Here is a 25,729-nt window from a genome sequence, read left to right on the forward strand (position 1 = left end):
GACCGGTCCGGACCCGCGTGGTGTACTCCGGATCGTGACCGACACCTATGTGCACCTGTGGCGGAGGGTCCATATGGACCTAGTCCGCTACGCGGGCTGCGTGTGTCGCACGTCCTGCTGAACTCGCGTTTCCTCTCCCTCCGCGCGCCCCGCCCGTAGGCCGCCGCGCGCACCCGCGAACGCTCATCAGGACGGTGCCCGTTGTCTGTCTCCTCCTCCCCTTCGGTCCCCCGCTCTCCATCGACCTCCGCCCCGGCCGCACCGACCCAGGCCGACCTGCTGGACTTTGCACGGCGGACAGCCGCCGACGCCGACCTGATCGCCTCCCTCCCTCTCGACCCTGACGGCCGCACCTGGGTGCGCCTCGAAGGCCCCGGCGGCAGCGAAGCCTGGTTGATCGGCTGGCCGCCGGGGACCGGCACCGGCTGGCACGACCACGCCGACTCGGTGGGCGCCTTCCTCACCGCCCGGGGCGAGCTGAAGGAGTACTCCCTCGCCGCCCGCCTCCCCACCGACGGCTGGCAGACCCTGGAACTCTCGGAGGGCGTCGACCGCGAGCGCCATCTCCCCGCCGGCCGGGGCCGCGCCTTCGGCCACCACCACGTCCACGAGGTCCTCAACGAGTCCGCCGAGCACCACGCGATCTCCGTCCACGCCTACTACCCCCCACTCCCCCGCATCCGCCGCTACAGCCGAACCGGCCAGGTACTCCGCCTGGAGCAGGTGGAGCGCCCGGAGGACTGGCAGTGACCCCCGAACGCGCCGCGGACACCGCCGACCACACAGGCCACACAGGCCACGCGGACGTCACGGGCGACACCGAGGTCACCGACGTCACCGACGTCACCGACGTCACCGACGTCACCGACGTCACCGACACAGCAGGCATCGACCACCTCCTCGAACAAGTCCGCGCGGGCTACGACCGCATCACCCCGTCCGAAGCCTTCGAGGCGGCCCGGAGCGGCCAGGCCCTTCTGGTCGACATCCGCTACGCCGCTCTGCGCGACCGGGACGGCCTCATCCCCGGCGCGGTCGTGGTCGAACGCAACGAACTGGAGTGGCGCCTGGATCCCCAAGGCAGCCACCGTCTGCCCGAAGCCACCGGGCACGACCTACGGGTCGTAGTGCTCTGCAACGAGGGCTACGCCTCCAGCCTCGCCGCCGAGTCCCTCCACCGTCTGGGGCTGTACCGCGCCACCGACCTGGTGGGTGGCTTCCAGGCATGGAAGGCAGCGGGTCTGCCGGTCATCACCCCGACCGAGGTCTGAGCCCGGAGAACCGAACACCTCCGCGCGCCTCGGCCAGCGAGCACACCCCTCACTCAGCCCTGCCCCTCCCCGGTCCGCTTCGATCCAGTCCTCGGCCCGCCCGGCCGTGTCGGGCCCTGAACGCGATCGACGCCCCCGCGCGCCCACCGTGTCCAGGGCCCCACCAGCCCTCCCCTCGATTCCGGCCCTCCCCCTCGATCCGAAACCCAGTGAGCCCTGAGCCCCCCAGCACCCCCGCTCCCCGTCAGCACTCGCCAGTACCCGTCAGTACCCGTCGTCCCCCAGAAACTCCGTCTCCTCGCCTTCCTCCTCCAGCGCCCGCCGGACGACTCTCAGGGCCAGGCCCTCGGAGTAGCCCTTGCGGGCGAGCATGCCCGCGAGCCGTCGAAGACGCTTGTCGCGGTCGAGGCCACGGGTGGCGCGCAACTTGCGGGCGACCAGTTCACGCGCCGTCGCCTCCTCCTGATCGGCGTCGAGTTGGGAGACCGCTTCGTCGATGAGCGTGGAGTCGACGCCTTTGGTCCGCAGCTCACGGGCGAGCGCGCGGCGCGCCAACCCTCTGCCGTGGTGCCGGGACTCCACCCAGGCGTCCGCGAACGCGCTGTCGTTGATCAGCCCGACCTCCTCGAACCGCGTCAGCACCTCCTCGGCCACCTCATCGGGGATCTCCCGCTTACGCAGGGCGTCGGCGAGTTGCTTGCGGGTGCGCGGGGTCCCGGTGAGCAGGCGCAGGCAGATCGCCCGTGCCCGCTCAGCCGGGTCCCCTGAAGACTCCCCCTTCTCGGCCCTCGACGAGGAGGAGGCGCCTTCGTCCACGCCGGACGGCTGCTCTCCGAAGCCGCGCCGACGACGCCCACGCCCCGTGCGTGACCCGCCCTCACCGCGTCTGCGCCGGTCGCCCCCAGGACGACCACCGTCCATGCCGCCGGCGGCACCGGCGGAACGACGACCGGCATAAGCGTCGCCGTCACCGGCCTCCGCGTCGCCATCGCCACCGTGACCGCCACCGAAGGGATCGGCCTCCGGATACGCGTCACCGCCGCCGTACGCGCCGTCACTCGCGTACTCACCACCGGCGGCCCGCGCACCCGGTCGGCCGTCCGGCCCGTCACCGCGCCCGTGCCTGGCGAAGCCCCCGTCGCCCTCGGTCTCGCGAGGAGCGTGGGCGTACTCCGCCCATTCGGTTCGCCGTGTCACGGGATCAGCTCTTGGCGGCCGGGGCCTTGGCCTTGGCGGACTTGCCCGCCGGTGCCGGGACCGACTTGGCCTCGTCCGCCGGGGCGGCGGCGACCGCGGCGTCCGCGACCGGCTCGGCACTCGGCTCCTGGGGCCGTACGCCGACGCCCAGCTTCTCCTTGATCTTCCTCTCGATCTCGTTGGCCAGGTCGGGGTTGTCCTTGAGGAAGTTGCGCGCGTTCTCCTTGCCCTGGCCGAGCTGGTCGCCCTCGTACGTGTACCAGGCGCCCGCCTTGCGTACGAAGCCGTGCTCCACGCCCATGTCGATCAGGCCGCCCTCGCGGCTGATGCCATGGCCGTAGAGGATGTCGAACTCGGCCTGCTTGAAGGGGGGCGCGACCTTGTTCTTGACGACCTTGCAGCGGGTGCGGTTGCCGACCGCGTCCGTGCCGTCCTTCAGGGTCTCGATGCGGCGGATGTCGATACGGACCGAGGCGTAGAACTTCAGCGCCCGGCCACCGGTCGTCGTCTCCGGCGAGCCGAACATCACGCCGATCTTCTCGCGCAGCTGGTTGATGAAGATCGCGGTGGTCTTCGACTGGTTGAGCGCGCTGGTGATCTTCCGCAGGGCCTGGCTCATCAGCCGGGCCTGCAGACCGACGTGGCTGTCGCCCATCTCGCCCTCGATCTCCGCACGCGGGACGAGCGCGGCGACGGAGTCGATGACGATCAGGTCGAGCGCGCCGGAGCGGACCAGCATGTCCACGATCTCCAACGCCTGCTCGCCGTTGTCCGGCTGGGACAGGATCAGGTTGTCGATGTCGACGCCGAGCTTCTTCGCGTACTCAGGGTCGAGGGCGTGCTCCGCGTCCACGAAGGCGACCTGGCCGCCGGCCTTCTGCGCGTTCGCCACCGCGTGCAGGGTCAGGGTCGTCTTGCCGGAGGATTCGGGGCCGTAGATCTCGACCACCCGGCCGCGCGGCAGACCGCCGACGCCGAGTGCCACGTCGAGCGCTGTCGATCCGGTCGGGATGACCTCGATGGGCTCCATCGACCGCTCGCCCATGCGCATGACCGCGCCTTTGCCGAACTGCCGTTCAATCTGTGCGAGAGCGGCATCAAGAGCCTTCTCGCGGTCGGTTCCTGCCATGGGTTCCACCCGATTTGCTTGTGTCGATCGCTTCACGTCAAAAACGCTATCGCCTGCCACTGACAACGCGTCCCGACGCGGGTCCAGCCTGTGGATAACTCAGGTGTTTCTCCACCCAAACCCTGCCGAATCACCCACCGGAAGCCTCGCCTGGGGCTTCCATAAGAATGGATGTTCGATTTTCATGTCAAGCGCACCACGCACGGGCGGCGAGTCCATGCCCGCCCCGCACTAATCAAACTTGATTAATCAGCCCCACCCGCCTACCGTCCACGTCATGGCCGAGAAGACGATCCCGATCCTCCCCTGCCCGTCCGTCCCCGAACTGGTGGAGTTCTACGAGCATCTGGGCTTCACCGTGGACCTGGTGCAGACCCGCCCCAACCCCTACGCGGCGCTCAGCTACGGCGGGGGGATAGAGCTTCAGTTCTTCGGGCTCAAGTCGGTCGTACCCGCGGAGTCCCTGGCCACCTGCTACATCACGACCGACCGGGTGGACGAGCTGTACACCGCCTTCCGCGCCGGTCTGAAGGCCGCCTACGGACGGGTCCCGACCCGTGGCGTCCCGCGTATCGGCCAGCTCAAGGACACGTCGTACGGCATGCGGCAGTTCCTGATCACCGACCCCGGCGGCAACTGCCTCCGTATCGGCCAGCCCACCGGAGCGCCGACGGAACACGCCCCCGCGCCGCCGGAACCGTTCGCCCGCGCCCTGCACAACGCCTGGCTGATCGGCGTCTCCAAGGGCGACCCCGCGCCCGCCGTCCGCATCCTCGACCGGGCCTTCGCGAAGGAGACCCCGGCCGACGCGGGCGAGCACTACCGCGCGCTCGTCCTGCGTGCCGATCTCGCCGTGCAGCTCGACGACCCGGCCACCGCCCGCAGCCGCCTGGCCGAGGCCGCCGCCCTCCCCCTCACCGACACCGAGCGGGCATCACTGGCGGACGAACGGATGAGGGCGCAGGACATCACCGCCGAACTGGAGTGAGCGGACCACCCCGCGCGCCCCACCGCGCGATCCAGCCCGAGCGCGCCGCTGCGCGCCTCTCCGGGCGTCGCACAGCGCCTCCGTCCCTGCCCCCAGCACGCTGTCAGCCGTCGGAGCCCGCCCCGGCCTCGGGTGCCGGGCTGCCGCCTCGTACGTCCCGTTCCGCGGACGCCTGCCGGCCGCCCCGCTCGCCCAGCCCCTCCGCCGCCGGCGCACCCCGTTGCGCCGGTGGGCGGCGCTCCCACAGGGCACGCGCGCGGGTGGACAGGCCCGCCCGTGATCCCCGTGCCCGTCTTCGGTGGCCCTGGACGCGCGCGTCGTCCGTGATGTCGTAGCGCTTCACGTACGCCCCGAGGAACGCCTGGAGCGTGGCGACGGCGGGAATGGCGATCAGCGCGCCGACGGCGCCCAGGAGCGCGGTACCGGCGATCACCGAGCCGAAGGCCACGGCGGGGTGGATGTCGACGGTCCTGGCGGTCAGTTTCGGCTGGAGCACATAGTTCTCGAACTGCTGGTAGATGACCACGAAGATCAGCACCCACAGCGCGTACCAGGGATCCTCGGTGAACGCGATCAGCATCGGCAGCGCGCCCGCGAGGTAGGTGCCGATGGTGGGGATGAACTGCGACACCAGGCCCACCCAGACGGCGAGCACGGGCGCGTAGGTCACGTTCAGCGCCTGGAGCAGGATGTAGTGGGCGATGCCGGAGATCAGGGCCATCAGCCCGCGTGAGTAGAGATACCCGCCGGTCTTGTCGACGGCGATCTCCCAGGCCCGCAGCACCTCGGCCTGGCGGGACGGCGGCAGGACCGAGCAGATCGCGCGCCGCAGCCGGGGGCCGTCGGCGGCGAAGTAGAACGCGAACAGGGTGACCGTCAGCAGGGTGAAGAGCCCGCCGAGCACCTGTGTGGACACGTCCAGCACACCCGTCGCGCTGTTCTGCACGTAGTCGCGCAGCCAGTCGGAGCGCAGTACGCCCTCCTGGACGTCCACCCGCTTCAACTCGGTGTTGAAGTGCGTGTTGATCCAGTTGATCACGGAGTCCAGGTACTCCGGGAAGCCCTCGACCATCTTCACGATCTGGCCGGCGAGCAAGGAGCCGAGCATCGTCACGAAGCCCGCGACGGCGATGATCACGGCGAGGAAGACGGCACCGGTGGCCAGCCCGCGACGCATCCCGCGCGAGGCCATCCAGCTCACGGCGGGTTCGATGGCCAGGGCCAGGAAGAACGCGATCAGAATGTTGATCAGCAGCCCGGTGAGCTGGTGGAAGGCCCAGCTCCCGAACTGGAAGACGGCGATGAGCGCCAGTGCGAGCACCATGGCCCGCGGCAGCCAGCGCGGCATACGGGCGTTCGGCCCGCCCGGGCGGTCGGCGAGGGGCCGCTCCGGCGGTGTCGGGCCGGGCGGTGCGGTGTCCTGGGCTGCTGCCTGCCCGGTGTCGTCAGTGGGTGCCACGGAGCAAGTCTCACCCACGCCACTGACAATCGGGGACGGTCCCGGGATCTTCGTGACCGGTCAGCGTCTTTCCTGTGGCACGTTCATGACCGAGCAGACCACCCGCCACACGTCCTTCGCCGCCCAGCCGCTTTCCAACGCCTCGTCCACGGTCCGCCCGCCCAGCTCCGACATGACGTGATCGCGTGCGAAGGTTTCGGAGCCGCCCGTGCCGAAGTGCTCCGCCATTCGCTCCCAGAAGACCGTCAACCGCATGACCCCAGTATCCCGCCCCGGAGAGTGGGCCCGGCGACCCCGTCCGCCCCGGTCGTGGACGATCCGCCGAGCGAGTGGGCGACGACCGGGCCGGTGGTCGGGCTGCTGCACGGCACCGACGTGCGGCACGCGTGGCTGTTCCGTGACGGACTTCTGACTTCTGACTTCTGCTGGAAGGCGATCGAGTCGCCGGTCGGGTCGCGGGACCCACCCGCCGCTCCCCACTCCCGCACGACTACGCAGGACACCGCACTCGCTCGCGTGCGCGTGGTCACCGACGACGAGATGGCACGGCATTGCGTACGCTCAGGGCGTACGGCCGTCCGGTCGGCTGGACCCGGACCGGCACCACGTTCCGCGCCGTCCCGTCAGCCGCCCAGGGCCCGTACTCCGGCCGTCACCAGCACCGCCGCGGCGACGACCAGCAGGAACGGCGCGCGCAGCATCAGGGCCACCGCCGCCGCGGCGAGCCCGGCGGCCCGCGCGTCGAGTACCAGCGTCTGTCCGTCGGCGAAGGTCTGCTGGGCCGTGAGAGCGGCGAGCAGGGCGACGGGCAGGAGGGCGGCGAGCCGCCTGATGAGCGGTCGTTCCAGGACGCCCGCGGGGACGAGCAGTCCGGCGAGTTTCACGGCGTAGCAGCCGAGCGCGGTGACTCCGATCGCGATCCAGACGTTCACCGGTTCTCCTCCCTCGGGTCTCGCCCTGCGTCGTCGCTCCCAGCGTCAGTTCCTTGATCACGCTCCGCGCCGCCGAGCCGGACGGGCTCTCCCGCCTCACGCCCCGCGTCCCCGTCCCCGGCCCCGCCCTGGACAGCCCCTCGCGCGCGGGGGTGCTTTTCCGTCGCGTCCGCCCGTTCGGGAGAGTCGGCGCCTCCGGGCCCCCGGCGGCGCCCTTGGGCCCACAGCACGGCGGGCGCCGCGAGGGCGGCCACTAGGACCGGCACGCCCGCGGGCAGCACCGGCAGCATTCCGAGCCCGAGCACGACCGCGAGGGCGGCGACGGCCCGCTCGGTGGTGGTCCTGAGCATCGGCGCGAGCAGCGCCAGGAAGACGGCGGGCCCGGCCGCGTCGAGGCCCCACGCGTCGGTGTCGCCGATGGCCTCTGCCCCGAGTGCGCCGAGCAGCGTGGTGAGGTTCCACAGCAGGTACAGGCTCAGCCCGGTCACGGTGAAGCCGAGCCGGGCCGCGCGGCGGCCGGGCTGGGCCAGGGCGACGGCGGCCGTCTCGTCGATGACCCACTGGGCGGCGAACGGCCGCACCGCGCGCGGGAGGGCCAGCAACTGCGAGAGCCGCAGCCCGTAGAACGCGTTCCGTACGCCCAGGAAGAAGGCGCCGGCCGCCGCGGTGAACGGGTTGCCGCCGGCCGCCAGCGCTCCCACCAGGGCGAACTGGGACGCCCCGGTGAACACGAGCAGGCTCAGCACACAGGTCTGCGCCAGAGTGAGCCCGCCGCCCGCCGAGGTCACCCCGAAGGCGAAACCGGACAGTCCTACGGCGACCCCGACCCCGAGGGCGTCCCGTACGACGGCGCTGTCGGGTTTGTCCGGGTCACCGGCTCGTATGTCTGCGAGAGCTGTCTGTTCTGCCACGTGTCGGACGGTAGGAGCAGCCGCCCCCGCGTGTCTTGTACGTTCTTGCGCTCCCGCTGGTAGGCGCCCGGAGGCACGCCGACGATCCGCGCGAAGTGCCGGTTCAGGTGGGGCTGGTCGGTGAAGCCGACGGCGATCGCGGCCTCGGCGGGTGTCGTGCCGGCGTCCAGCAGCCGCCGGGCCCGCCGGACGCGGGCGTCGGTCAGCCAGGTGTGGGGCGGCATGCCGTAGGTGTCACGGAAGGCGCGCAGCAGCGCGAAGGGGCTGGTCCCGAGGTCGGCGGCGAGTCGCTCCAGGGGCGGCGGCTCGGCCATCCGCGCCTCCAGCACGGCCCGCGCGCGGGCGGCGGTCCGCGCTCCCGCGGTCCGTACCTCGCGCTGCGGCAGCGGTCCGCCGTTCAGCCGGAGCAGCCGGGTCACCGCGACCCTGAGCAGGGTGTCGGCGGCCAGCGCGTTGCCCTCGTCCGCGGCGCGCAGCACTTGGTGCACCAGGCCGACGGCGTACGGGTCGTCCACGACGGGGCTGATGAAGCCGGGCGTCCCGCGGATCGTCGTCGTCTCGGCCGCTATCTCGGCCACGACGTCCGGCAGCGGGTACACGGCCCCGTAGCGCCAGCCCTCGGGCACGCCCGCCCGGCCGGTGTGCGAGGTGTCGGGGTTGACGAGGGCGAGTGCTCCGGCGCCCGCGTACTGGTCGGCCCCTCCGTGGTGGAAGACCTCCACCCCGTCCACGACCGCGGCGATCACGAAGTGCTCATGGGTGTGCCGCACGAACGTCTTGTGGATGTACCGGGCCCGCAGCAGATCGACACCGGGCAGTTCCTCGTACTGCCAGTGCCGTGCCCGCTCGTCCCTGCCTGCCATGTCCCCCATTCTCCGCCACGGCCACACCCCCCGCTCCGCCGCAGCCGGCGCCCCCTCCCCGCCCGTCACAGCCGTGGGCCCACCCGCCACAGCCACCGACCTCCACCCGCCACGGCCGGCGCCCCCGCCCCGCCCCGCCCCGGCCCCGGGTCCGGATCCCCCGGCCCCACCCCGCTCAGCGCCCCGCCCGCCGACCCCGCCCCGCCCCTCCCCGCCCCGACGCGCGGCGCCCCGCATCCGCCCAGGTCAGGCCCGTTGTCAGTGGTGGGGTGCAGGATGGACGCATGGTCAGTGCACATCGGGCCCTCGACGGCTTCTCGCCCGCCACCCGCGGCTGGTTCACGGGTGCCTTCTCCGCGCCCACCGCCGCCCAGGCGGGCGCGTGGCAGGCCATCGGCGAGGGGTCCGACGTGCTGGTGGTCGCCCCGACCGGCTCCGGCAAGACCCTGGCCGCCTTCCTCGCCGCCCTCGACCAGCTCGCCTCCACCCCGCCCCCGGCCGACCCCAAGAAGCGCTGCCGGGTGTTGTACGTGTCACCGCTGAAGGCCCTGGCCGTGGACGTGGAGCGCAATCTGCGCAGCCCGCTGACGGGCATCCGGCAGGAGTCCGTGCGCCTCGGTCTGCCCGAGCCCGAGGTGAAGGTCGGTATCCGCTCCGGCGACACCCCGCCCGCCGAGCGCCGGGCGCTGGCCACCCGCCCGCCGGACATCCTGATCACCACCCCGGAGTCCCTGTTCCTGATGCTGACGTCGGCCACACGCGACGCGCTGACCGGGGTGGAGACGGTGATCCTGGACGAGGTGCACGCGGTGGCGGGCACCAAGCGCGGCGCGCATCTCGCGCTCTCCCTGGAGCGGCTGGACGAGCTGCTGCCGCGGCCGGCCCGCCGGATCGGCCTGTCGGCGACCGTGCGCCCGGTGGACGAGGTGGCCCGGTTCCTGTCGCCGCAGCGCAAGGTGGAGATCGTCCAGCCGAGGTCGGGCAAGGAGTTCGACCTCTCGGTGGTCGTCCCGGTCGAGGATCTCGGCGAGCTGGGCGGCTCCCCGGTCGCCGACGGCTCCGAGGGCGCCGAGCGGCCGTCGATCTGGCCGCATGTCGAGGAGCGGATCGCCGACCTGGTCCAGTCCCATCGCTCCACGATCGTCTTCGCCAACTCCCGCCGGCTCGCCGAGCGCCTGTGCAACCGGCTCAACGAGATCGCCTACGAGCGGGCCACCGGCGAGACCCTGGACGAGCATCACACCCCGGCCGAGATGATGGGCAACGCGGGCGCGGCGCAGGGCGCCCCGCCGGTCCTCGCGCGCGCCCACCACGGCTCGGTCTCCAAGGAGCAGCGCGCGCTGGTCGAGGAGGACCTGAAAGCCGGGCGGCTGCCCGCCGTGGTGGCCACCTCCAGTCTCGAACTGGGCATCGACATGGGCGCCGTGGATCTCGTCGTCCAGGTCGAGTCCCCGCCGTCCGTGGCGTCTGGCCTCCAGCGCGTGGGCCGCGCCGGACACCAGGTGGGCGCGGTCTCCACCGGTGTCGTCTTCCCGAAGTACCGGGGCGACCTGGTCCAGGCGGCCGTGGTCACCGAGCGGATGCGCACCGGCTCGATCGAGTCCCTGCGGGTCCCGGCCAACCCGCTGGACGTCCTCGCCCAGCAGATCGTCGCCCTGACCTCCATGGACACCTGGCAGGTGGACGACCTGCTCGCCCTGGTCCGCCGCGCGGCCCCGTTCGCGTCGCTGCCCGAGTCGGCGTTCACCGGCGTGCTCGACATGCTGGCGGGCCGCTACCCGTCCGACGCGTTCGCGGAGCTGCGCCCGCGCGTGGTGTGGGACCGGGTCATGGGCACGGTCACCGGCCGCCCCGGCGCCCAGCGGCTGGCCGTCACCTCGGGCGGCACGATCCCCGACCGCGGCCTGTTCGGTGTGTTCCTCGCCGGGTCCGACCCCAAGAAGGGCGGCGGGCGGGTCGGCGAGCTGGACGAGGAGATGGTCTACGAGTCCCGCGTCGGGGACGTCTTCACGCTGGGCACCAGCTCCTGGCGGATCGAGGACATCACACGCGACCGCGTCCTGGTCTCCCCCGCACCCGGTGTGCCGGGCCGTCTCCCGTTCTGGAAGGGCGACCAGCTCGGCCGCCCCCTGGAGCTGGGGCGGGCGGTGGGCGCGTTCCTGCGCGAGGTCGGCTCGCTGAGCCGGGAGGACGCCCGGCTACGGCTGGTCGCCGCCGGTCTCGACGCGTGGGCCGCGGACAACGTCCTGTCGTACCTGGACGAACAGCGCGAGGCATGCGGCCATGTCCCGGACGACCGGACGATCGTCGTGGAGCGCTTCCGCGACGAACTCGGCGACTGGCGGGTCGTGGTGCACTCCCCGTTCGGCGCCCAGGTGCACGCCCCCTGGGCCCTCGCCCTGGGCGCCCGGCTCTCCGAGCGGTACGGCATGGACGCGCAGGTGATGCACGCGGACGACGGCATCGTGCTGCGGCTGCCGGACGCCGACCTGCTGGGCCTGGACCTGCTGGACCAGGAGCCCCGCAAGGCGGGCGAATACGACGCCGAGCAGGCCCCCGTCGGCGCGGCGGACGTGGTGTTCGACAAGGGCGAGGTCGACCAGGTCGTCACCGACCAGGTCGGCGGATCCGCCCTGTTCGCGTCCCGCTTCCGCGAGTGCGCGGCCCGCGCGCTGCTGCTGCCCCGCCGCAACCCGGGCAAGCGCACCCCGCTGTGGCAGCAGCGTCAGCGGGCGTCCCAGCTGCTGCAGGTGGCGGGCGAGTTCGGCTCCTTCCCGATCGTCCTGGAGGCGGTCCGCGAGTGCCTCCAGGACGTCTTCGACGTCCCCGGCCTGGTCGAGCTGATGGGCGACCTGGAGTCCCGCAAGGTCCGCCTGGTCGAGGTCACCACCCCCGAGGCGTCCCCGTTCGCCCGTTCCCTCCTCTTCGGATACGTCGCCCAGTTCCTCTACGAGGGGGACTCGCCGCTCGCCGAGCGCCGCGCAGCGGCTCTGTCCCTGGACTCACGGCTGCTGGCCGAGCTGCTCGGCCAGGCGGAGCTGCGGGAACTGCTCGACGCGGACGTGCTGACCGAGCTGGAGCGCGAGCTGCAATGGCTCACCGAGGACCGCCGGGTCAAGGACGCGGAGGGCGTGGCCGATCTGCTGCGGATGCTGGGACCGCTCACGGACACCGAGCTGGCCGAGCGGGGCGCCGAGCCGCAGTGGGCCCCGGAGCTGGCCCGTGCCCGCCGCGCCATCCAGGTCCGTATCGGCGGCGGCGACCACTGGGCGGCGATCGAGGACGCGGGCCGGCTGCGCGACGCGCTCGGCACGGCGCTGCCGGTGGGCGTCCCCGAGGCGTTCACCGAACCCGTGAAGGACCCGCTGGGCGACCTCCTCGCGCGCTACGCCCGCACGCACGGCCCGTTCACCTCGGCGATGGCGGCGGCCCGGTTCGGCCTGGGCGTGGCCGTCACGGAGGGCGCCCTCCAGCGGCTCACCGCGTCGGGCAGGACCGTCCAGGGCGAGTTCCACCCCTCCGGCATCGGACAGGAGTGGTGCGACACCGCCGTACTGCGCCGACTGCGCCGCCGCTCCCTGGCCGCGCTGCGGCACGAGCTGGAGCCGGTGCCCCCGCCCGCCCTCGCCCAGTTCCTCCCTCAGTGGCAGCACATCGGCAGGGGGCACAGCCTGCGCGGAGCGGACGGTCTGATCCGTGCGGTCGAACAGCTCCAGGGTGCCTCCGTCCCGGCCTCGGCGCTGGAGAAGCTGGTCCTGCCGTCCCGGGTCACGCCCTACACCCCGGCCATTCTGGACGAGCTGACGGCGGCCGGGGAGATCGTGTGGGCGGGCGCCGGTTCCCTGCCCGGCAAGGACGGCTGGGTCTCCCTCTACCTCGCGGACACGGCCCCCCTCCTCCTGCCCGAGCCCCACCCCCTGGAGCTGACCGCGCTCCACCAGTCCGTCCTGGACACCCTCTCCGGTGGCTACGGCCTGTTCTTCCGCCAGATCGCCGACCAGGTCCGCGCCACCACCCACCCCGACGCCACCGACCCCCAACTCGCCGACACGCTGTGGGATCTGGCCTGGTCCGGGCGGCTGACCAACGACACCCTCACCCCCCTGCGCGCCCTGCTCGGCTCGGGCCGTACGGCGGGCTCCACGGCCCACCGGGCCAAGCGCACCGTCCCGCGCGGACGCTACGGCTCCCTCACCGGCGCCGCCCGCCCCGCCTCCCGCGGCGGCCCCCCGACCGTCGCCGGCCGCTGGTCCCTGCTGCCGCCCCGCGAAGCCGACACCACGGTCCGCGCGCACGCCCTCGCCCGTACGCTCCTCGACCGGCACGGTGTGGTGACGCGCGGCGCCGTCGCCGCCGAGGGCGTCGAGGGCGGCTTCTCGGCGACGTACCGGATCCTGTCCGCCTTCGAGGACAGCGGGCAGGCCCGTCGCGGCTATGTGGTCGAGGGCCTGGGCGCCGCCCAGTTCGCGATGGACGGCGCCGTCGACCGCCTCCGCGCGGTGGCCAATGCCCGCGAGCGCGGAGAGTCCCCGACGGCCCCGGACCCGACCCGGCCGGCCGGCTTCCCGGCAGCGCCAGACATCCCGGACTTCCCGGACCTGACGACCCCACCGGCCTTCCCCGACCTGCCCGCCCTCCCGGACTTCCAGGACTTCCCCGACTTCCGGCCCACCCCCGACGAGTACCTCTCGCCCCGCGACCACCCCCGCCAGGACCGCGACCACCCCCGCCAGGCCGTCCCCCCTCGGCAGGGCGGCGATGGCCCACGCATGCCGTACCCTCCCCAGGCCCCGCCCCACCGCTCACGGAGAACGCCCGCGTCCCGGGCCGTCGTCCTGGCCGCCGCCGACCCCGCCAACGCCTACGGCGCCGCGCTGCCGTGGCCCGAGCCGCCGACCGGAGCCGGTCACAAACCGGGCCGCAAGGCGGGTTCCCTGGTCGTCCTCGTGGACGGCGAGCTGACCCTCTATATGGAGCGTGGCGGCAAGACACTGCTGGCCTGGCCCTCGGACCCGGAGGCCAAGGCCACCGAGGACCCCCGTCTCGGAGAGGCCGCCGAAGCCCTCGCCGCGTCCGCCCGCGCGGGCAGCCTCGGCACGGTCACGGTCGAGCGGATCAACGGAACGGCGGCCCTGACCTCCCCGTTCGGCACGCTCCTGGAGTCCGCGGGGTTCATCGCCACCCCCCGCGGCCTACGCCTCCGCGCATGACCCCGCCCCGCACACCCCAGCCCCAGCCCCAGCCCCAGCCCCAGCCCACGCCTACTCCTCCACCCCCACCCACGACACCCGTGCCACCCTTGACCCATGCCCGAAGGTGACACGGTCTGGCAGGCGGCCCGGCGGCTGCACACCGCGCTGGCCGGCCGCGTTCTGACCCGCTCGGACCTGCGGGTACCGAAGTACGCCACGGCCGACCTCACCGGCCGCCGGGTGCTCGACGTGACCCCCCGCGGCAAACACCTGCTGACCCGCGTCGAAGGCGGACTGACCCTCCACTCCCACCTCAAGATGGACGGTTCCTGGAAGGTGTACGCCCACGGCCAGCGCTGGAGCGGCGGCCCCGCCCACCAGATCCGGGCCATCCTCGGCACCACCGACAGCACGGCCGTCGGCTACCGCCTCCCCGTCCTCGACCTCCTGCGCACCACCGACGAGGACCGCGTGGTCGGCCACCTCGGCCCCGACCTCCTCGGCCCCGACTGGAACGCGGAGCGCGCCCACGCCCGCCTTCTCACCGACCCGTCCCGCCCGCTGGGCGAAGCCCTGCTCGACCAACGCAATCTCGCGGGCATCGGCAACGTCTACAAGAGCGAGCTGTGCTTCCTGCTCGGTGTCACCCCATGGCTCCCGGTCGGCATGCTCCCCGCCGAGCACGCCGCGCACCTCCCGCCCCTGGCCAAGAAGCTCCTGGAGGCCAACCGCGACCGCCCGGTCCGCGTCACGACCGGCCGCCGCGGCCAGGACCTCTACGTCTACGGCCGTGCCGGGCGCCCGTGTCTGCGCTGCGGGACCCCGGTCCGGGTGGCGAACCAGGGCGACGGTTCGCGTGAGCGCCCCACCTACTGGTGCCCGACATGCCAGCGCGGTCCGGCCCCCGGAACGGACCGGTTCACCAAGCGCTACTGATTGACGCACCGTCAGAAACGCTCGTACCGTCCCCTCATGGCCGTCGACGCGTACGACCTCACCGGACGCACCGCTTTCGTCACCGGAGCCGCCAGCGGCATCGGCCGCGCCTCGGCCGTCCTCCTGGCCCGGGCCGGCGCCACCGTGCACTGCGCGGACCTGGACCCCGAGGGCCTGGACGGGACCGCTTCGGCGATCAGGGCCGAGGGCGGCACCGCCCACCTCCACGCCTTCGACATCACCGACCGCACCGCCCTCCGGCAGGCCGTGGCCGCCTGCCGGACGCTGCACATCATGGCGGCGGTCGCCGGGATCATGCAGAGCAGCCCGGTCCTGGACACCCGGGACGAGGACCTGGACCGTGTCATGGACGTCAACTTCAAGGGCGTACTGCACAGTTGCCAGGAGGCGGCCCGCCTGATGATCGCCCGGAACACCCCGGGCAGCATCGTCACCATGGCCTCGGGCGCCGTCGACACGGGCGCCCCCGGGCTGCTCTGCTACGGCGCCGCCAAGGCGGCGGTGGTCCAGCTGACCAAGACCCTCGCCGCGGAGGTCGGCCGGCACGGCATCCGGGTGAACACGGTCGCGCCGGGCTGGATCCGCACCCCCATGACCGACCACCACGACTCCGACCACCACGACTCTGATCACCACGACTCTGATCACCACGACGACCCCGGGGCCCGGCCCCGACCCCAATCCCGCACGGCAGATGCCATGGCCCGCATGTCCCCCCTGGGCCGCGTCGGCGAACCGGACGAGGTGGCCCAGGCGGTCCTCTACCTGGCCTCCGACGCCTCGTCGTTCACGACGGGTCAGATCCTCCGCCCGAACGGCGGCGTCGCCATGCCGTGGTGACCGACCGAGCGGCGCCGATGACCGACCGATCCGCCTTGGTGTCCCGCCAACCCGCCTTGGTCTCCCGCCGACCCGTGCTGGTGCCCCGCCGACCCGCCCCGGCATCCGGCCGCCGCACCGCCCCGGATCCCGGCGAACCCGCTCCAGCAGCCACCGAAGAAGCCGCCACCGAAGCCGCCACCGCCACCCTCTCCCGGACCACCCCCTCCCCGACCATCCCCTCCCCGACCACCGCACCCCCGGCTTCCCCCCGCCAAGCCGCCCGCCACCGCCCCGCCTGCAAGGCTCCCGCCGCCCGAGCCCTCGGCACGGTGTGCACCGGCAACAAGCTGAGCCCCCACCCCCCGGCCGCGACGGTCCCTTCGAGCACCCCCGCGCCGGGCGCGACGGCCAGCCGTACCACGGCCCACCACCAGAGCGCCCCCAGCACCAGCACAACCCCCCAGCGCCCCCCACGCGCTATTCGCCCGGTGAGCCCTGTGATGCCGGAGAGCCCAGAGAGCCCCGAGAGCCCCGGCCCGGCGGACCTCACAGAGCCGATGGCCCCCGCGCCGTCCGAGGCACAGGACCCACCCGGGGAACAGCCCTCCGGGCACACCACGGCTCAGTCGTTCGCCGCCTGGAACATCCAGTGATGCTTCTCAAGGTCCGCCGTGACCGCGATCAGGATGTCCTGCGACACCGCGTCCGGGTCATCCGTCACCGCGACCCGCTCCCGCATCCGGGTGATGACCGCGCCCAACGCCTCCACCAGCACGCCCACCGCGTCGTCGTCCTTCACCCAGCCGCTCTGCAACGGCCCGATCCCGCTGCCGGTGGCAACGGTCGAGGCGCGCCCGTCCGGGGAGACCCCGAGCGCCGACGCCCGTTCGGCGACCGTGTCGGAGTGGGCCCGCGCGGTGGTCACCACCTCGTCGAGTTGCAGGTGGACGGAGCGGAACCGTGGGCCCACGACGTTCCAGTGCACCTGTTTCGCCACGAGGGACAGATCCACGAGATCCACCAGCGCGCCCTGGAGCGCCTCGGCCACAACCTTCAGGTCCGCGTCGGACAGCGGGCTCTTGACGACGTACATCACACCTCCGTTGACCGCCCCGAGCATGTCCCTCCACCATGACCGCAACCGACAACCCCGGCAAACGCACGCACAAACCGCGAGAGATCCCGAGAAGACCGAAAAGGTCACCGCCAAGCCCCGGCGGAAAGGCAAGCCGCGCAGAAGGGCAAGCCCCTACGGAACACCAAGCCCCGGCGGAATCCCAAAAAGCCCCGACCCTGTCCTCCGGAGGTTCCCGGAGAGGCCCGGTCGGGGCTTCACACCATCGCGTCGACTCGGCGACTCGACAGACTCAGGCGGCGACCACCTCGGTGGCGGGCGCCTTGATCGTCACTCGTTCCGGTGACACACCGGCCACCGAGACGGAACCCAGCATCGGGCGGACCGACGTGGGTACAGGCTCGCTGGGAGTGGCCGCAGCGGACTGGGCCAGCTCGGCGAGGGCGAGCTCGTCGCTCACCTCGCGCATGAGCTCGGACATCCGTACGTCCAGCGCGTCGCAGATCGCGGAGAGCAGCTCGGAGGAAGCCTCCTTCTGCCCCCGCTCCACCTCGGAGAGATAGCCGAGTGAGACTCGGGCGGACGAGGAGACTTCGCGCAGAGTACGGCCCTGGCGCTGGCGCTGCCGACGCAGCACGTCACCCAGCAGGCGACGGAGCAGAATCATCGGTGGCTCCCTCCTCGGACCGCGTAACCGCATCCTTCACGCCCCACCGTACCGCCTTGCGCAGCGGCCGTGCGGGGAGCGATGTCGTGTTCACTCAGGGCTGCAAACATCAAGACCCCCCGTTCTGTTCCGTATCCTGTGCCCGCTCATTTCCGGTCTGTTCGCCCGCAAGCTCCGTCAGAAGCAGTGCGAGTACGCTCCGTACACTCTCCATACGGATTTCCTCGCGGTCGCCGTTCAACCGCAGGTCCAGCACTTTTCCGCCACCGGCGGAATCAGGGGCCGCCGGGTCCGACGCCCCGGAAGCCCCGGGAACCTCATCCGAAGCCTCTCCCGAAGCTCCACCCGCGACAACCCCGGGCGCCCCGGAAGTCCGCCCCGGCCCCGCCGGATCCACCGGCCCCACCGGCCCGGCCGCACCGGTCGGCCCCTCCACGGCGACGAACACCGTGCCGACGTCCTGCCCGTCCTGCGGCTCGGGCCCGGCCACTCCGGTGGTCGCGACGCCCCAGTCGGCGTCCAGCACCTTGCGCACCCCGGCCGCCATCTCCGCCGCGACCTGCGGATCCACCGCGCCGCGCGCCTCCAGCAGCCCCGCGTCCACGCCGAGCATCCGGTGCTTCAGGTCGGTCGCGTACGCCGTGACCGAGCCGCGGAACACCTGGGAGGCCCCCGGCACGGCCGTGAGGGCCGCGGCGACCAGCCCGCCGGTCAGCGACTCGGCGACGGCGACGGTCTCGCCCCTCACCCTCAGTAGTCGCACCACGTCGGCGGCCGTGGAATTCACGCGTCCGTCTCCTCCGAGGCTGCCTGTCGCTCGGCGATCCCCTGTCTGCGCAGCACAATGGCTTGTCGTACATAGTCGAGGCCGGTGACAACGGTCATGACGACCGCCGCGGCCATCACCCACCACCGCAGGGTGGCCAGCCAGCCGGTCAGCGCCAGGATGTACATCCCGACGGCCGTGCCCTGGGTGAGGGTCTTCAGCTTGCCGCCCCTGCTCGCGGGGATGACGCCGTACCGGATGACCAGAAAACGCATCAGCGTGATGCCGAGTTCCCGGCCCAGGATCACGGCCGTGACCCACCACGGCAGATCGCCCAGCGAGGAGAGACAGATCAGCGCCGCGCCCATGATCGCCTTGTCGGCGATCGGGTCGGCGATCTTCCCGAAGTCGGTGACGAGGTCGTAGGTGCGGGCCAGATGTCCGTCGAACAGGTCGGTGATCATCGCGATGGCGAAGGCCGCCCATGCCAGTGAGCGCCAGGCCGGGTCGTAGCCGCCGTCCGCCAGCATCAGGGCCACGAACGCGGGCACCAGCATCAGCCGCAGCATGGTCAGCAGGTTGGCGATGTTCCACACGCTGGCCTGGTTGACGGCCGCCGCGGCGATCTTGCCGCCCCGGACGGGCCGGCCCCCCGGCTCGTCCTCACCGGGCCGCCCCGCGTCAGCCCCGCCGGACCGCTCCCCGGAACCCTCGGCGGGCCTCCCCGACCCTTCCCCGGCAGGGCCTCCGGTACCTCCGACGCCCCTCCTCAGGCGCCCCGCGGCACCCGCAGCACCCTGGCCGGCAGCGGAGCCGCCCGCGGCCGATGCCGGGACTCCCGTCATCTGCCCGCCTCCTCACTGCCCGCGTGCGAACCGTGCAACGGCTCGGCGACGAGGTCGACACCCTCCGTACCGACCACCTTCGCCTCGACCATACGGCCGACGATCAGCCCGGCGCCGCTCGTGAGCAGCACTTGGCCGTCGGTCTCGGGGGCCTGGTGCGCCCCCCGCCCATACACCCCCTCCGCGGGATCGACGGACTCGACCAGCACCCGCACCGTCTCGCCGAGCCGCTCCTCGGCCCGCTGGGAGACCAGTTCCTCGGCCAGCCGCGAGACATGGGCGAGCCGCTCGGCGACCACATCGGTGTCGAGCTTGTTCTCGTAGGTGGCCGCCTCCGTGCCGTCCTCGTCGGAGTAGCCGAAGACGCCGATCGCGTCCAGGCGCGCGTGGTTGAGGAACCGCTCCAGCTCGGCGAGGTCCCCCTCGCTCTCCCCGGGGAAGCCCACGATGAAGTTGGAGCGCACGCCCGCCTCGGGCGCCTTGCCGCGGATGGTGTCGAGCAGTTCGAGGAAGCGGTCGGTGTCGCCGAACCGGCGCATCGCGCGCAGCACATCGGGCGCGGAGTGCTGGAAGGAGAGGTCGAAGTACGGGGCGACCTTGGGCGTGGAGGTCAGTACGTCGATCAGGCCCGGGCGCATCTCGGCCGGCTGGAGGTAGCTGACCCGCACCCGCTCGATGCCGTCGACGTCGGCCAGCTCGGGCAGCAGCGACTCCAGCAGCCGGATGTCACCGAGGTCCTTGCCGTACGACGTGTTGTTCTCGGAGACCAGCATGATCTCCTTGACGCCCTGCTCGGCCAGCCAGCGCGTCTCGTTGAGGACGTCGCTGGGCCGGCGGGAGATGAAGGAGCCGCGGAAGGACGGGATGGCGCAGAAAGAGCAGCGCCGGTCGCAGCCGGAGGCGAGCTTGACCGAGGCGACCGGTGTGCCGTCGAGTCTGCGGCGCAGGGGGGCGCGTGGCCCGGAGGCGGGTGCGAGGCCGTCGGGGAGGTCGACGGGGGCGTGGCCGGGCAGGGCGACGGAGGCGGCCGACTCCTGCCGCTCGGCCGGCGAGATCGGCAGCAGCTTGCGCCGGTCGCGCGGGGTGTGGGAGGCGTGGACGCCGCCGGACAGAATGGTCTGGAGGCGGTCGGAGATGTCGGCGTAGTCGTCGAAGCCGAGGACACCGTCGGCTTCGGGGAGCGCGTCGGCGAGTTCCTTGCCGTACCGCTCGGCCATGCAGCCCACGGCGACGACGGCCTGCGTCCGACCGTGACCGCCCTTCAGGTCGTTGGCCTCCAGGAGGGCGTCGACGGAGTCCTTCTTGGCGGCGTCGACGAATCCGCACGTGTTGACCACGGCGACATCCGCGTCCTCGGCGTCCGGGACCAGCTCCCAGCCGTCCGCCTCCAGACGACCCGCGAGCTCCTCCGAGTCCACTTCGTTTCGGGCGCAGCCAAGCGTGACGAGTGCGACGGTACGGCGTTCAGGCATGGGCTCAAGACTACTTCGTCCCACTGACACCCCATGCCGACGGGCCCAGGGCGATCATGCCCACCCGGCCGGACAGCCACTCCGGAAGGACCACCGGACACACACCGGACACACACCGGGCACGCACCAAGCACCCACAGGGCACACACCCGGCACGTGCCAGGAACGTACCGGGGCACTCACCAGACACGCACCGGGTGGCCACCCACCACGCGTAGGCCGCTCACCCGGCAGTCACTCGGCATCACCCGGCATCACCCGGCATCACCCGGAACTCACTGGGCACTCACCCGGCCTGCGGGTCCCCCTTCGTATACGTCAGCCGCTCCACGGCCCCCGGCTGCCAGTCCTCGTCGAGCTTCTTGCCGTTCACGTACAGCTGGATCGCGCCTGCGTCGCCGAGCACCAGGTTGATCTTGGAGTTGTCCTGGAAGGTCTTGGACTCGCCCTGCTTGAGCAGCCCGTCGAAGAGCAGCCGTCCGTTGTGGTCCTTGGCGGAGATCCAGCTCCGTCCGTCGGTGGCGCTGACCTGGACGGTCACCTTGTCCTGCGGTGCCGCCGCGATCGCGCTCTCGCTCGGGTCGGGCTTGGGGTCGGCGGGCTTGCTGCGGTCGGCGGAGGGCGAGGAGGACGTACGGGACGTGGGCGTGGACCCCTCGGCGAGCTGGTCCTTCGAGCCGGGGTCGGAATCGCCCTTGACCACGGTGAACCCGACGAAGCCGATCACCACGACGATCGCCGCGACCATGGCCGCCGTCCAGTTCGGCCCCCGCCGTTCCGGCCGGATCCGCTCGGCCTCGAACATCGGGGCGGCGGGCGTCGGGGCCGGCCGGCCGCCGTGCTCGGCGTCGTACTGCGCGAGCAGCGCGTCGGGGTCGAGGCGCACGGCCCGGGCCAGCGTGCGGATGTGGCCGCGCGCGTAGACGTCACCACCGCAGGGCGTGAAGTCGTCCGACTCGATCGCGTGCACGATGGCGATCCGGACCCGGGTGGCGGTACTGACATCATCGACGGTCAGCCCGGCCGAGATCCGCGCCTGCCGGAGCGCGCGGCCGATCGAGATACGGGCTTCCTCGGATACGTCTTCGAACGGACGCTCGTCTTCAGGGGAGTTGCCGATGGACACGGGGGCGCCTTTCGAGCGTGTAGCCACCTGTGCTGGAAGTTCAGTCTAGGGGGGTGACGAAAGGGTGGGGCAACCGGGCGGTACGACTTTGTACGCCATCGGTATGGCCCGTCATACCGATGGTGGGACAGCTGTTTCCGCTTCGCTCAACTTGACGTACGGCGAAGGGAAACGGTTGCTCGATGTTCCCTTACGGGTGAGTCACGATCGCGACAGCCAAAGAACGACAGACAGAACCGCAGAAAGAACTACAGACAGAACGACAGACAGTCACGATCACGCGTCCACCACGAGCGACCCGTCCGCGGCCGGAAGCCCGGCCGCCGCGCGCCTCGCCCACCGACACGGCACCGCACCCGTCGGACGGCTCACCCGCGGAGAACTTCGAGTGCGCTCCCACCCCATCACGGCTACCCCGCCGACTCGCCGCGAATCACCGCGAGCACGCCATCCAGCTCATCGGATTTCACCAAAACGTCGCGCGCCTTGGATCCCTCGCTGGGTCCGACGATGTTCCGCGACTCCATCAGGTCCATCAGCCGCCCGGCCTTCGCGAAGCCCACCCGCAGCTTGCGCTGGAGCATGGACGTCGAACCGAACTGCGTGGACACCACGAGTTCGGCGGCCTGGCACAGCAGGTCCAGGTCGTCGCCGATGTCCTCGTCGATCTCCTTCTTCTGCTTGCTGCCCACCGTGACGTCGTCACGGAAGACCGGCGTCATCTGATCCTTGCAGTGCTGGACGATGGCCGCCACCTCGTCCTCGGTCACGAAGGCGCCCTGCATACGGGTCGGCTTGTTGGCACCCATCGGCAGGAACAGCCCGTCCCCCTTGCCGATCAGCTTCTCCGCGCCGGGCTGGTCGAGGATGACGCGCGAGTCGGCGAGGGAGGAGGTGGCGAAGGCGAGCCGGGAGGGCACGTTGGCCTTGATCAGACCGGTGACGACATCCACCGAAGGCCGCTGGGTGGCCAGCACCAGATGGATACCGGCCGCGCGCGCGAGCTGGGTGATCCGGACGATCGCGTCCTCGACGTCCCGCGGCGCCACCATCATCAGGTCGGCCAGCTCGTCCACGATCACCAGCAGATACGGGTACGGCTGAAGCTCCCGCTCGCTCCCCTCGGGCGCCTTCACCTTGCCGTTGCGAACGGCCTCGTTGAAGTCGTCGATATGCCGGTACCCGTACGCGGCCAGATCGTCGTAGCGCAGGTCCATCTCGCGTACGACCCACTGGAGCGCCTCGGCGGCCCGCTTCGGGTTGGTGATGATGGGGGTGATCAGGTGCGGGATGCCCTCATAGGCGGTCAGCTCGACGCGCTTGGGGTCGACCAGCACCATCCGGACGTCCTCCGGGGTCGCCCGCACCATGATCGAGGTGATCAGGCAGTTGATGCAGGACGACTTTCCGGAGCCGGTGGCGCCGGCCACCAGCACGTGCGGCATCTTGGCGAGGTTCGCCATCACATAGCCGCCCTCGACGTCCTTGCCGAGCGCGACGAGCATCGGGTGGTCGTCCTCCGCGGCCTCCGCGAGCCGCAGCACATCACCGACGTTGACCATCTCGCGGTCGGTGTTCGGGATCTCGATGCCGACCGCCGACTTGCCGGGGATCGGGCTGATGATCCGCACGTCCGGGCTGGCGACGGCGTAGGCGATGTTCTTGGTCAGCGCGGTGATCCGCTCCACCTTGACGGCGGGGCCCAGCTCGACCTCGTAGCGCGTGACCGTCGGCCCACGGGTGAAGCCGGTGACGGCCGCGTCGACCTTGAACTCGGAGAACACCGTGGTCAGCGAGGCGACTATGGCGTCGTTCGCCGCGCTGCGCGCCTTGCCGGGGCCGCCGCGGGTGAGGAGGTCGAGCGACGGCAGGGAGTAGGTGATGTCACCGGCGAGCTGGAGCTGTTCCGCGCGCGGCGGCAGGTCGCGGGGTTCGTCGGGCGGTGACTTGGTGAGGTCCGGCACGCCCCCGTCGGACTTCTCCTGCCGGCCCGGCTTCCGCTTGCTCCCCGGTCGGGCCTCCCCCGGTTCCTCGGGCCGGGCGGCCGGTACGGGAGTCGGCGTCGGCGTGGTCTCCTCGCGCTCGCCGACCCGTACGCCCTGGGTGAGGTCGGCGACGAGCGGCGAGGGCGGCATGCCGTGCAGCACGGCCCCGTCCAGATCGGCGGCGGCAGCCGCGGCGAAGTCCACGGCGTCCCTCCGCCGGTCCATCGCGGGCTGCGGCACCGCGGAGCGCCGGGGGCGGCCCCGACGCCGGGAGAGGGCCTCCTGCTCGGCGTCGTCCGGGCCGTGCGCGTCGAGGCCGGCCGCGCCGCGTTTGCGAGTGCGTCCGGGCAGCGACTCGCGCCACTGGTCGTCGTAGCGCTGATCGTCGTAGTGCTGGAGGTCGTCCCCGAAGTCGTCCGGGTAGGGGTCGTGGACCAGTCCGAGCCGCACGCCGAGCTGGCGCAGCCGCTGCGGGATCGCGTTCACCGGCGTGGCCGTGACGACCAGCAGCCCGAACACGGTCAGCAGCACCAGCAGCGGCACCGCCAGCACATCGGTCATGGTGTACGTCAGCGGAGTCGCCGCTCCCCAGCCGATGAGACCGCCCGCGTCCCTTATCGCCTGCATGCCGTCGCTGCGGGCGGGCGAGCCGCACGCGATGTGCACCTGGCCGAGCACCCCGATGACCAGCGCCGACAGGCCGATGGCGATCCGCCCGTTGGCCTCGGGCTTCTCGGGGTGGCGGATGAACCGGACGGCGAGGACGGCGAGGAGGATCGGCACCAGCAGGTCGAGCCGCCCGAAGGCGCCGGTCACCAGCATCTCCACGAGGTCCCCGACCGGCCCGCGCAGATTCGACCAGGTCCCGGCGGCGACGATCAGCGCGAGCGCCAGCAGCAGCAGGGCGACCCCGTCCTTGCGGTGGGCCGGGTCGAGGCCCTTCGCTCCCTGCCCTATGCCGCGGAACACCGCGCCGACGGCATGCGCCAGACCGAGCCAGACGGCGCGCACCAGCCGGTACACGCCCCCGGTCGGACTCGGGGCCGGCTTCGGCGGCGGTTTCTTCGCGGCGGCCTTCTTGGCGGGGGCCTTCCTGGCCGCCGCCTTCTTGACGGGAACCTTCTTGGCAGCGGCCTTCTTCGCCGGAGCCGCCGCCTTCTTAGCGGGCTGCTTCTTGGCTGCGGAGGGACGTGAGGCCATGGGTGTGAGGTTACCTGTGGAGACGACAGGGGACACGCGTGCCCACGCCTTCACCCATTCGTGTCGCGACCACGGGATCCCGAGACTGACGGGCTTTCACCCGCACCACACCGTCCGACGACAGCCCCGGGCCCCGTACGGGTCACAGCCCGCGCCCCCGCGCAACCATCACGCGGGTCGGTTCAGTTAGGGGTGACGACCGGCGCGTTGCCGCCGGTGCCGGGCTCCAGCGCGTCCAGTGCCCGCCGCAACCCGGTGAGCTTGCGCTCCAGATGCGCCGCCGTGGCGACGGCCGCCGCGTCCGCGGACTCGTCGTCCAACTGCTTCGACAGTGCCTCGGCCTGCTCCTCGACCGCGGCGAGCCGCGCGGACAGCTCGGCGAGCAACCCGGCCGGTTCCTTCGCGGCGCCGGCCCCGCTCTTGCCACCGCCGCCCTCCAACTGGAGCCGCAGCAGCGCCGCCTGCTCCCGGAGCTGGCAGTTCTTCATGTACAGCTCGACGAACACGGAGACCTTCGCCCGCAGCACCCACGGGTCGAACGGCTTGGAGATGTAGTCGACCGCACCGGCCGCGTACCCGCGGAAGGTGTGGTGCGGGCCGTGGTTGATCGCGGTGAGGAAGATGATCGGGATGTCACGGGTCCGCTCGCGCCGCTTGATGTGGGCGGCGGTCTCGAAACCGTCCATGCCCGGCATCTGGACGTCCAGCAGAATGACCGCGAAATCGTCCGTGAGCAGTGCTTTGAGCGCTTCCTCCCCGGACGATGCCCGCACCAGCGTCTGATCGAGCGCCGAGAGGATCGCCTCCAGCGCCAGCAGATTCTCCGGCCGGTCATCGACCAGGAGGATCTTGGCCTTCTGCACCATGGCCCG

The 25,729-nt window shown here is 72.0% G+C and carries 22 protein-coding genes; 7 read left to right on the forward strand and 15 right to left on the reverse strand.

What is annotated here, in order from left to right; genetic code table 11:
• Nucleotides 1-49: 49 nt before the first annotated feature.
• From ACIQNG_RS37180 to ACIQNG_RS37190, 3 genes are all read left to right on the forward strand, one after another.
• Nucleotides 50-121, forward strand: a complete 72-nt coding sequence (locus tag ACIQNG_RS37180; RefSeq protein WP_318653148.1) for a putative leader peptide — start codon at nucleotides 50-52, stop codon at nucleotides 119-121.
• Nucleotides 122-201: 80 nt separating this feature from the next.
• A complete protein-coding gene (locus tag ACIQNG_RS37185) occupies nucleotides 202-750 on the forward strand; it encodes a cysteine dioxygenase (RefSeq protein WP_401491436.1) in 549 nt (182 codons plus the stop codon).
• Nucleotides 751-887: 137 nt separating this feature from the next.
• The gene (locus ACIQNG_RS37190; RefSeq protein WP_401426369.1) at nucleotides 888-1,271 is read left to right on the forward strand and encodes a rhodanese-like domain-containing protein; all 384 of its coding nucleotides are present in this window, start codon (nucleotides 888-890) and stop codon (nucleotides 1,269-1,271) included.
• A gap of 264 nt (nucleotides 1,272-1,535) precedes the next feature.
• Here the strand turns inward: ACIQNG_RS37190 and recX are convergent, their stop codons facing one another.
• A complete protein-coding gene (gene recX, locus ACIQNG_RS37195; RefSeq protein WP_401491438.1) occupies nucleotides 1,536-2,468 on the reverse strand; it encodes a recombination regulator RecX in 933 nt (310 codons plus the stop codon).
• A gap of 4 nt (nucleotides 2,469-2,472) precedes the next feature.
• Nucleotides 2,473-3,597, reverse strand: a complete 1,125-nt coding sequence (gene recA, locus ACIQNG_RS37200; protein WP_401425254.1) for a recombinase RecA — start codon at nucleotides 3,595-3,597, stop codon at nucleotides 2,473-2,475.
• Nucleotides 3,598-3,874: 277 nt separating this feature from the next.
• Here recA and ACIQNG_RS37205 point away from each other — a divergent pair, with 277 nt between their 5' ends.
• Nucleotides 3,875-4,585: a bleomycin resistance protein gene (locus ACIQNG_RS37205; protein ID WP_401491440.1), complete on the forward strand. Its 711-nt coding sequence runs from the start codon at nucleotides 3,875-3,877 to the stop codon at nucleotides 4,583-4,585.
• Between the two features lie 103 nt (nucleotides 4,586-4,688).
• Here ACIQNG_RS37205 and ACIQNG_RS37210 read toward each other — a convergent pair whose 3' ends face one another.
• From ACIQNG_RS37210 to ACIQNG_RS37230, 5 genes are all read right to left on the reverse strand, one after another.
• Entirely contained in the window at nucleotides 4,689-5,933 is a 1,245-nt protein-coding gene (locus ACIQNG_RS37210; RefSeq protein WP_401426367.1) for an AI-2E family transporter, read from the reverse strand.
• Between the two features lie 171 nt (nucleotides 5,934-6,104).
• Nucleotides 6,105-6,299 carry a DUF3046 domain-containing protein gene (locus ACIQNG_RS37215; protein ID WP_401425249.1) on the reverse strand — a complete coding sequence of 65 codons (195 nt, stop codon included), beginning with the start codon at nucleotides 6,297-6,299 and terminating at the stop codon, nucleotides 6,105-6,107.
• A gap of 368 nt (nucleotides 6,300-6,667) precedes the next feature.
• Entirely contained in the window at nucleotides 6,668-6,976 is a 309-nt protein-coding gene (locus tag ACIQNG_RS37220) for an AzlD domain-containing protein (protein WP_401491442.1), read from the reverse strand.
• Nucleotides 6,973-7,887 carry an AzlC family ABC transporter permease gene (locus tag ACIQNG_RS37225; protein ID WP_401491444.1) on the reverse strand — a complete coding sequence of 305 codons (915 nt, stop codon included), beginning with the start codon at nucleotides 7,885-7,887 and terminating at the stop codon, nucleotides 6,973-6,975. Before ACIQNG_RS37225 ends, ACIQNG_RS37220 begins: the two co-directional genes overlap by 4 nt.
• Nucleotides 7,788-8,750, reverse strand: coding sequence for an AraC family transcriptional regulator (locus tag ACIQNG_RS37230; protein WP_401425243.1), 963 nt, complete (start codon nucleotides 8,748-8,750; stop codon nucleotides 7,788-7,790). The genes ACIQNG_RS37225 and ACIQNG_RS37230 overlap by 100 nt, the downstream gene beginning before the upstream one ends.
• Nucleotides 8,751-9,034: 284 nt before the next feature.
• Here ACIQNG_RS37230 and ACIQNG_RS37235 point away from each other — a divergent pair, with 284 nt between their 5' ends.
• From ACIQNG_RS37235 to ACIQNG_RS37245, 3 genes are all read left to right on the forward strand, one after another.
• A complete protein-coding gene (locus ACIQNG_RS37235; RefSeq protein WP_401491447.1) occupies nucleotides 9,035-13,960 on the forward strand; it encodes an ATP-dependent helicase in 4,926 nt (1,641 codons plus the stop codon).
• A 96-nt stretch (nucleotides 13,961-14,056) separates the two neighbouring features.
• A complete protein-coding gene (locus ACIQNG_RS37240) occupies nucleotides 14,057-14,878 on the forward strand; it encodes a DNA-formamidopyrimidine glycosylase family protein (protein WP_401491449.1) in 822 nt (273 codons plus the stop codon).
• A 36-nt stretch (nucleotides 14,879-14,914) separates the two neighbouring features.
• A complete protein-coding gene (locus ACIQNG_RS37245; RefSeq protein ID WP_401491451.1) occupies nucleotides 14,915-15,739 on the forward strand; it encodes an SDR family NAD(P)-dependent oxidoreductase in 825 nt (274 codons plus the stop codon).
• A gap of 604 nt (nucleotides 15,740-16,343) precedes the next feature.
• On the opposite strand, the gene ACIQNG_RS37250 is transcribed toward ACIQNG_RS37245, so the two are convergent.
• The 8 genes from ACIQNG_RS37250 to ACIQNG_RS37285 form a co-directional block, all read right to left on the reverse strand.
• Entirely contained in the window at nucleotides 16,344-16,814 is a 471-nt protein-coding gene (locus tag ACIQNG_RS37250; protein ID WP_401491467.1) for a Dps family protein, read from the reverse strand.
• Between the two features lie 274 nt (nucleotides 16,815-17,088).
• Nucleotides 17,089-17,463, reverse strand: a complete 375-nt coding sequence (locus ACIQNG_RS37255) for a helix-turn-helix domain-containing protein (protein WP_401491453.1) — start codon at nucleotides 17,461-17,463, stop codon at nucleotides 17,089-17,091.
• Between the two features lie 109 nt (nucleotides 17,464-17,572).
• Complete coding sequence (locus tag ACIQNG_RS37260) at nucleotides 17,573-18,250, reverse strand: CinA family protein (protein ID WP_401491455.1); 678 nt, start codon at nucleotides 18,248-18,250, stop codon at nucleotides 17,573-17,575.
• Complete coding sequence (pgsA, locus tag ACIQNG_RS37265) at nucleotides 18,247-19,074, reverse strand: CDP-diacylglycerol--glycerol-3-phosphate 3-phosphatidyltransferase (protein ID WP_401425231.1); 828 nt, start codon at nucleotides 19,072-19,074, stop codon at nucleotides 18,247-18,249. The genes ACIQNG_RS37260 and pgsA overlap by 4 nt, the downstream gene beginning before the upstream one ends.
• Entirely contained in the window at nucleotides 19,071-20,546 is a 1,476-nt protein-coding gene (gene rimO / locus ACIQNG_RS37270; protein WP_401491458.1) for a 30S ribosomal protein S12 methylthiotransferase RimO, read from the reverse strand. The genes pgsA and rimO overlap by 4 nt, the downstream gene beginning before the upstream one ends.
• 286 nt (nucleotides 20,547-20,832) lie before the next feature.
• Nucleotides 20,833-21,672 (reverse strand): helix-turn-helix domain-containing protein, encoded by an 840-nt coding sequence (locus tag ACIQNG_RS37275; RefSeq protein WP_401425226.1) that lies wholly within the window; start codon nucleotides 21,670-21,672, stop codon nucleotides 20,833-20,835.
• A gap of 410 nt (nucleotides 21,673-22,082) precedes the next feature.
• Nucleotides 22,083-24,857, reverse strand: a complete 2,775-nt coding sequence (locus ACIQNG_RS37280; RefSeq protein ID WP_401491460.1) for a DNA translocase FtsK — start codon at nucleotides 24,855-24,857, stop codon at nucleotides 22,083-22,085.
• Between the two features lie 182 nt (nucleotides 24,858-25,039).
• A complete protein-coding gene (locus ACIQNG_RS37285) occupies nucleotides 25,040-25,723 on the reverse strand; it encodes a two-component system response regulator (protein ID WP_401425220.1) in 684 nt (227 codons plus the stop codon).
• Nucleotides 25,724-25,729 lie beyond the last annotated feature (6 nt).

This window comes from Streptomyces sp. NPDC091377 (assembly GCF_044757045.1).
GTDB lineage: Bacteria > Actinomycetota > Actinomycetes > Streptomycetales > Streptomycetaceae > Streptomyces.

Bases quoted from the DNA above. Each gene is read 5' to 3' on its own strand.
- recA (WP_401425254.1), bottom strand. From the start codon at position 3,597: ATGGCAGGAACCGACCGCGAGAAGGCTCTTGATGCCGCTCTCGCACAG.
- ACIQNG_RS37205 (WP_401491440.1), top strand. From the start codon at position 3,875: ATGGCCGAGAAGACGATCCCGATCCTCCCCTGCCCGTCCGTCCCCGAA.
- ACIQNG_RS37210 (WP_401426367.1), bottom strand. From the start codon at position 5,933: ATGCCGCGCTGGCTGCCGCGGGCCATGGTGCTCGCACTGGCGCTCATC.
- ACIQNG_RS37215 (WP_401425249.1), bottom strand. From the start codon at position 6,299: ATGCGGTTGACGGTCTTCTGGGAGCGAATGGCGGAGCACTTCGGCACG.
- ACIQNG_RS37230 (WP_401425243.1), bottom strand. From the start codon at position 8,750: ATGGCAGGCAGGGACGAGCGGGCACGGCACTGGCAGTACGAGGAACTG.
- ACIQNG_RS37235 (WP_401491447.1), top strand. From the start codon at position 9,035: ATGGTCAGTGCACATCGGGCCCTCGACGGCTTCTCGCCCGCCACCCGC.
- ACIQNG_RS37240 (WP_401491449.1), top strand. From the start codon at position 14,057: ATGCCCGAAGGTGACACGGTCTGGCAGGCGGCCCGGCGGCTGCACACC.
- ACIQNG_RS37245 (WP_401491451.1), top strand. From the start codon at position 14,915: ATGGCCGTCGACGCGTACGACCTCACCGGACGCACCGCTTTCGTCACC.
- ACIQNG_RS37250 (WP_401491467.1), bottom strand. From the start codon at position 16,814: ATGTACGTCGTCAAGAGCCCGCTGTCCGACGCGGACCTGAAGGTTGTG.
- ACIQNG_RS37255 (WP_401491453.1), bottom strand. From the start codon at position 17,463: ATGATTCTGCTCCGTCGCCTGCTGGGTGACGTGCTGCGTCGGCAGCGC.
- pgsA (WP_401425231.1), bottom strand. From the start codon at position 19,074: ATGACGGGAGTCCCGGCATCGGCCGCGGGCGGCTCCGCTGCCGGCCAG.
- rimO (WP_401491458.1), bottom strand. From the start codon at position 20,546: ATGCCTGAACGCCGTACCGTCGCACTCGTCACGCTTGGCTGCGCCCGA.
- ACIQNG_RS37280 (WP_401491460.1), bottom strand. From the start codon at position 24,857: ATGGCCTCACGTCCCTCCGCAGCCAAGAAGCAGCCCGCTAAGAAGGCG.
- ACIQNG_RS37285 (WP_401425220.1), bottom strand. From the start codon at position 25,723: ATGGTGCAGAAGGCCAAGATCCTCCTGGTCGATGACCGGCCGGAGAAT.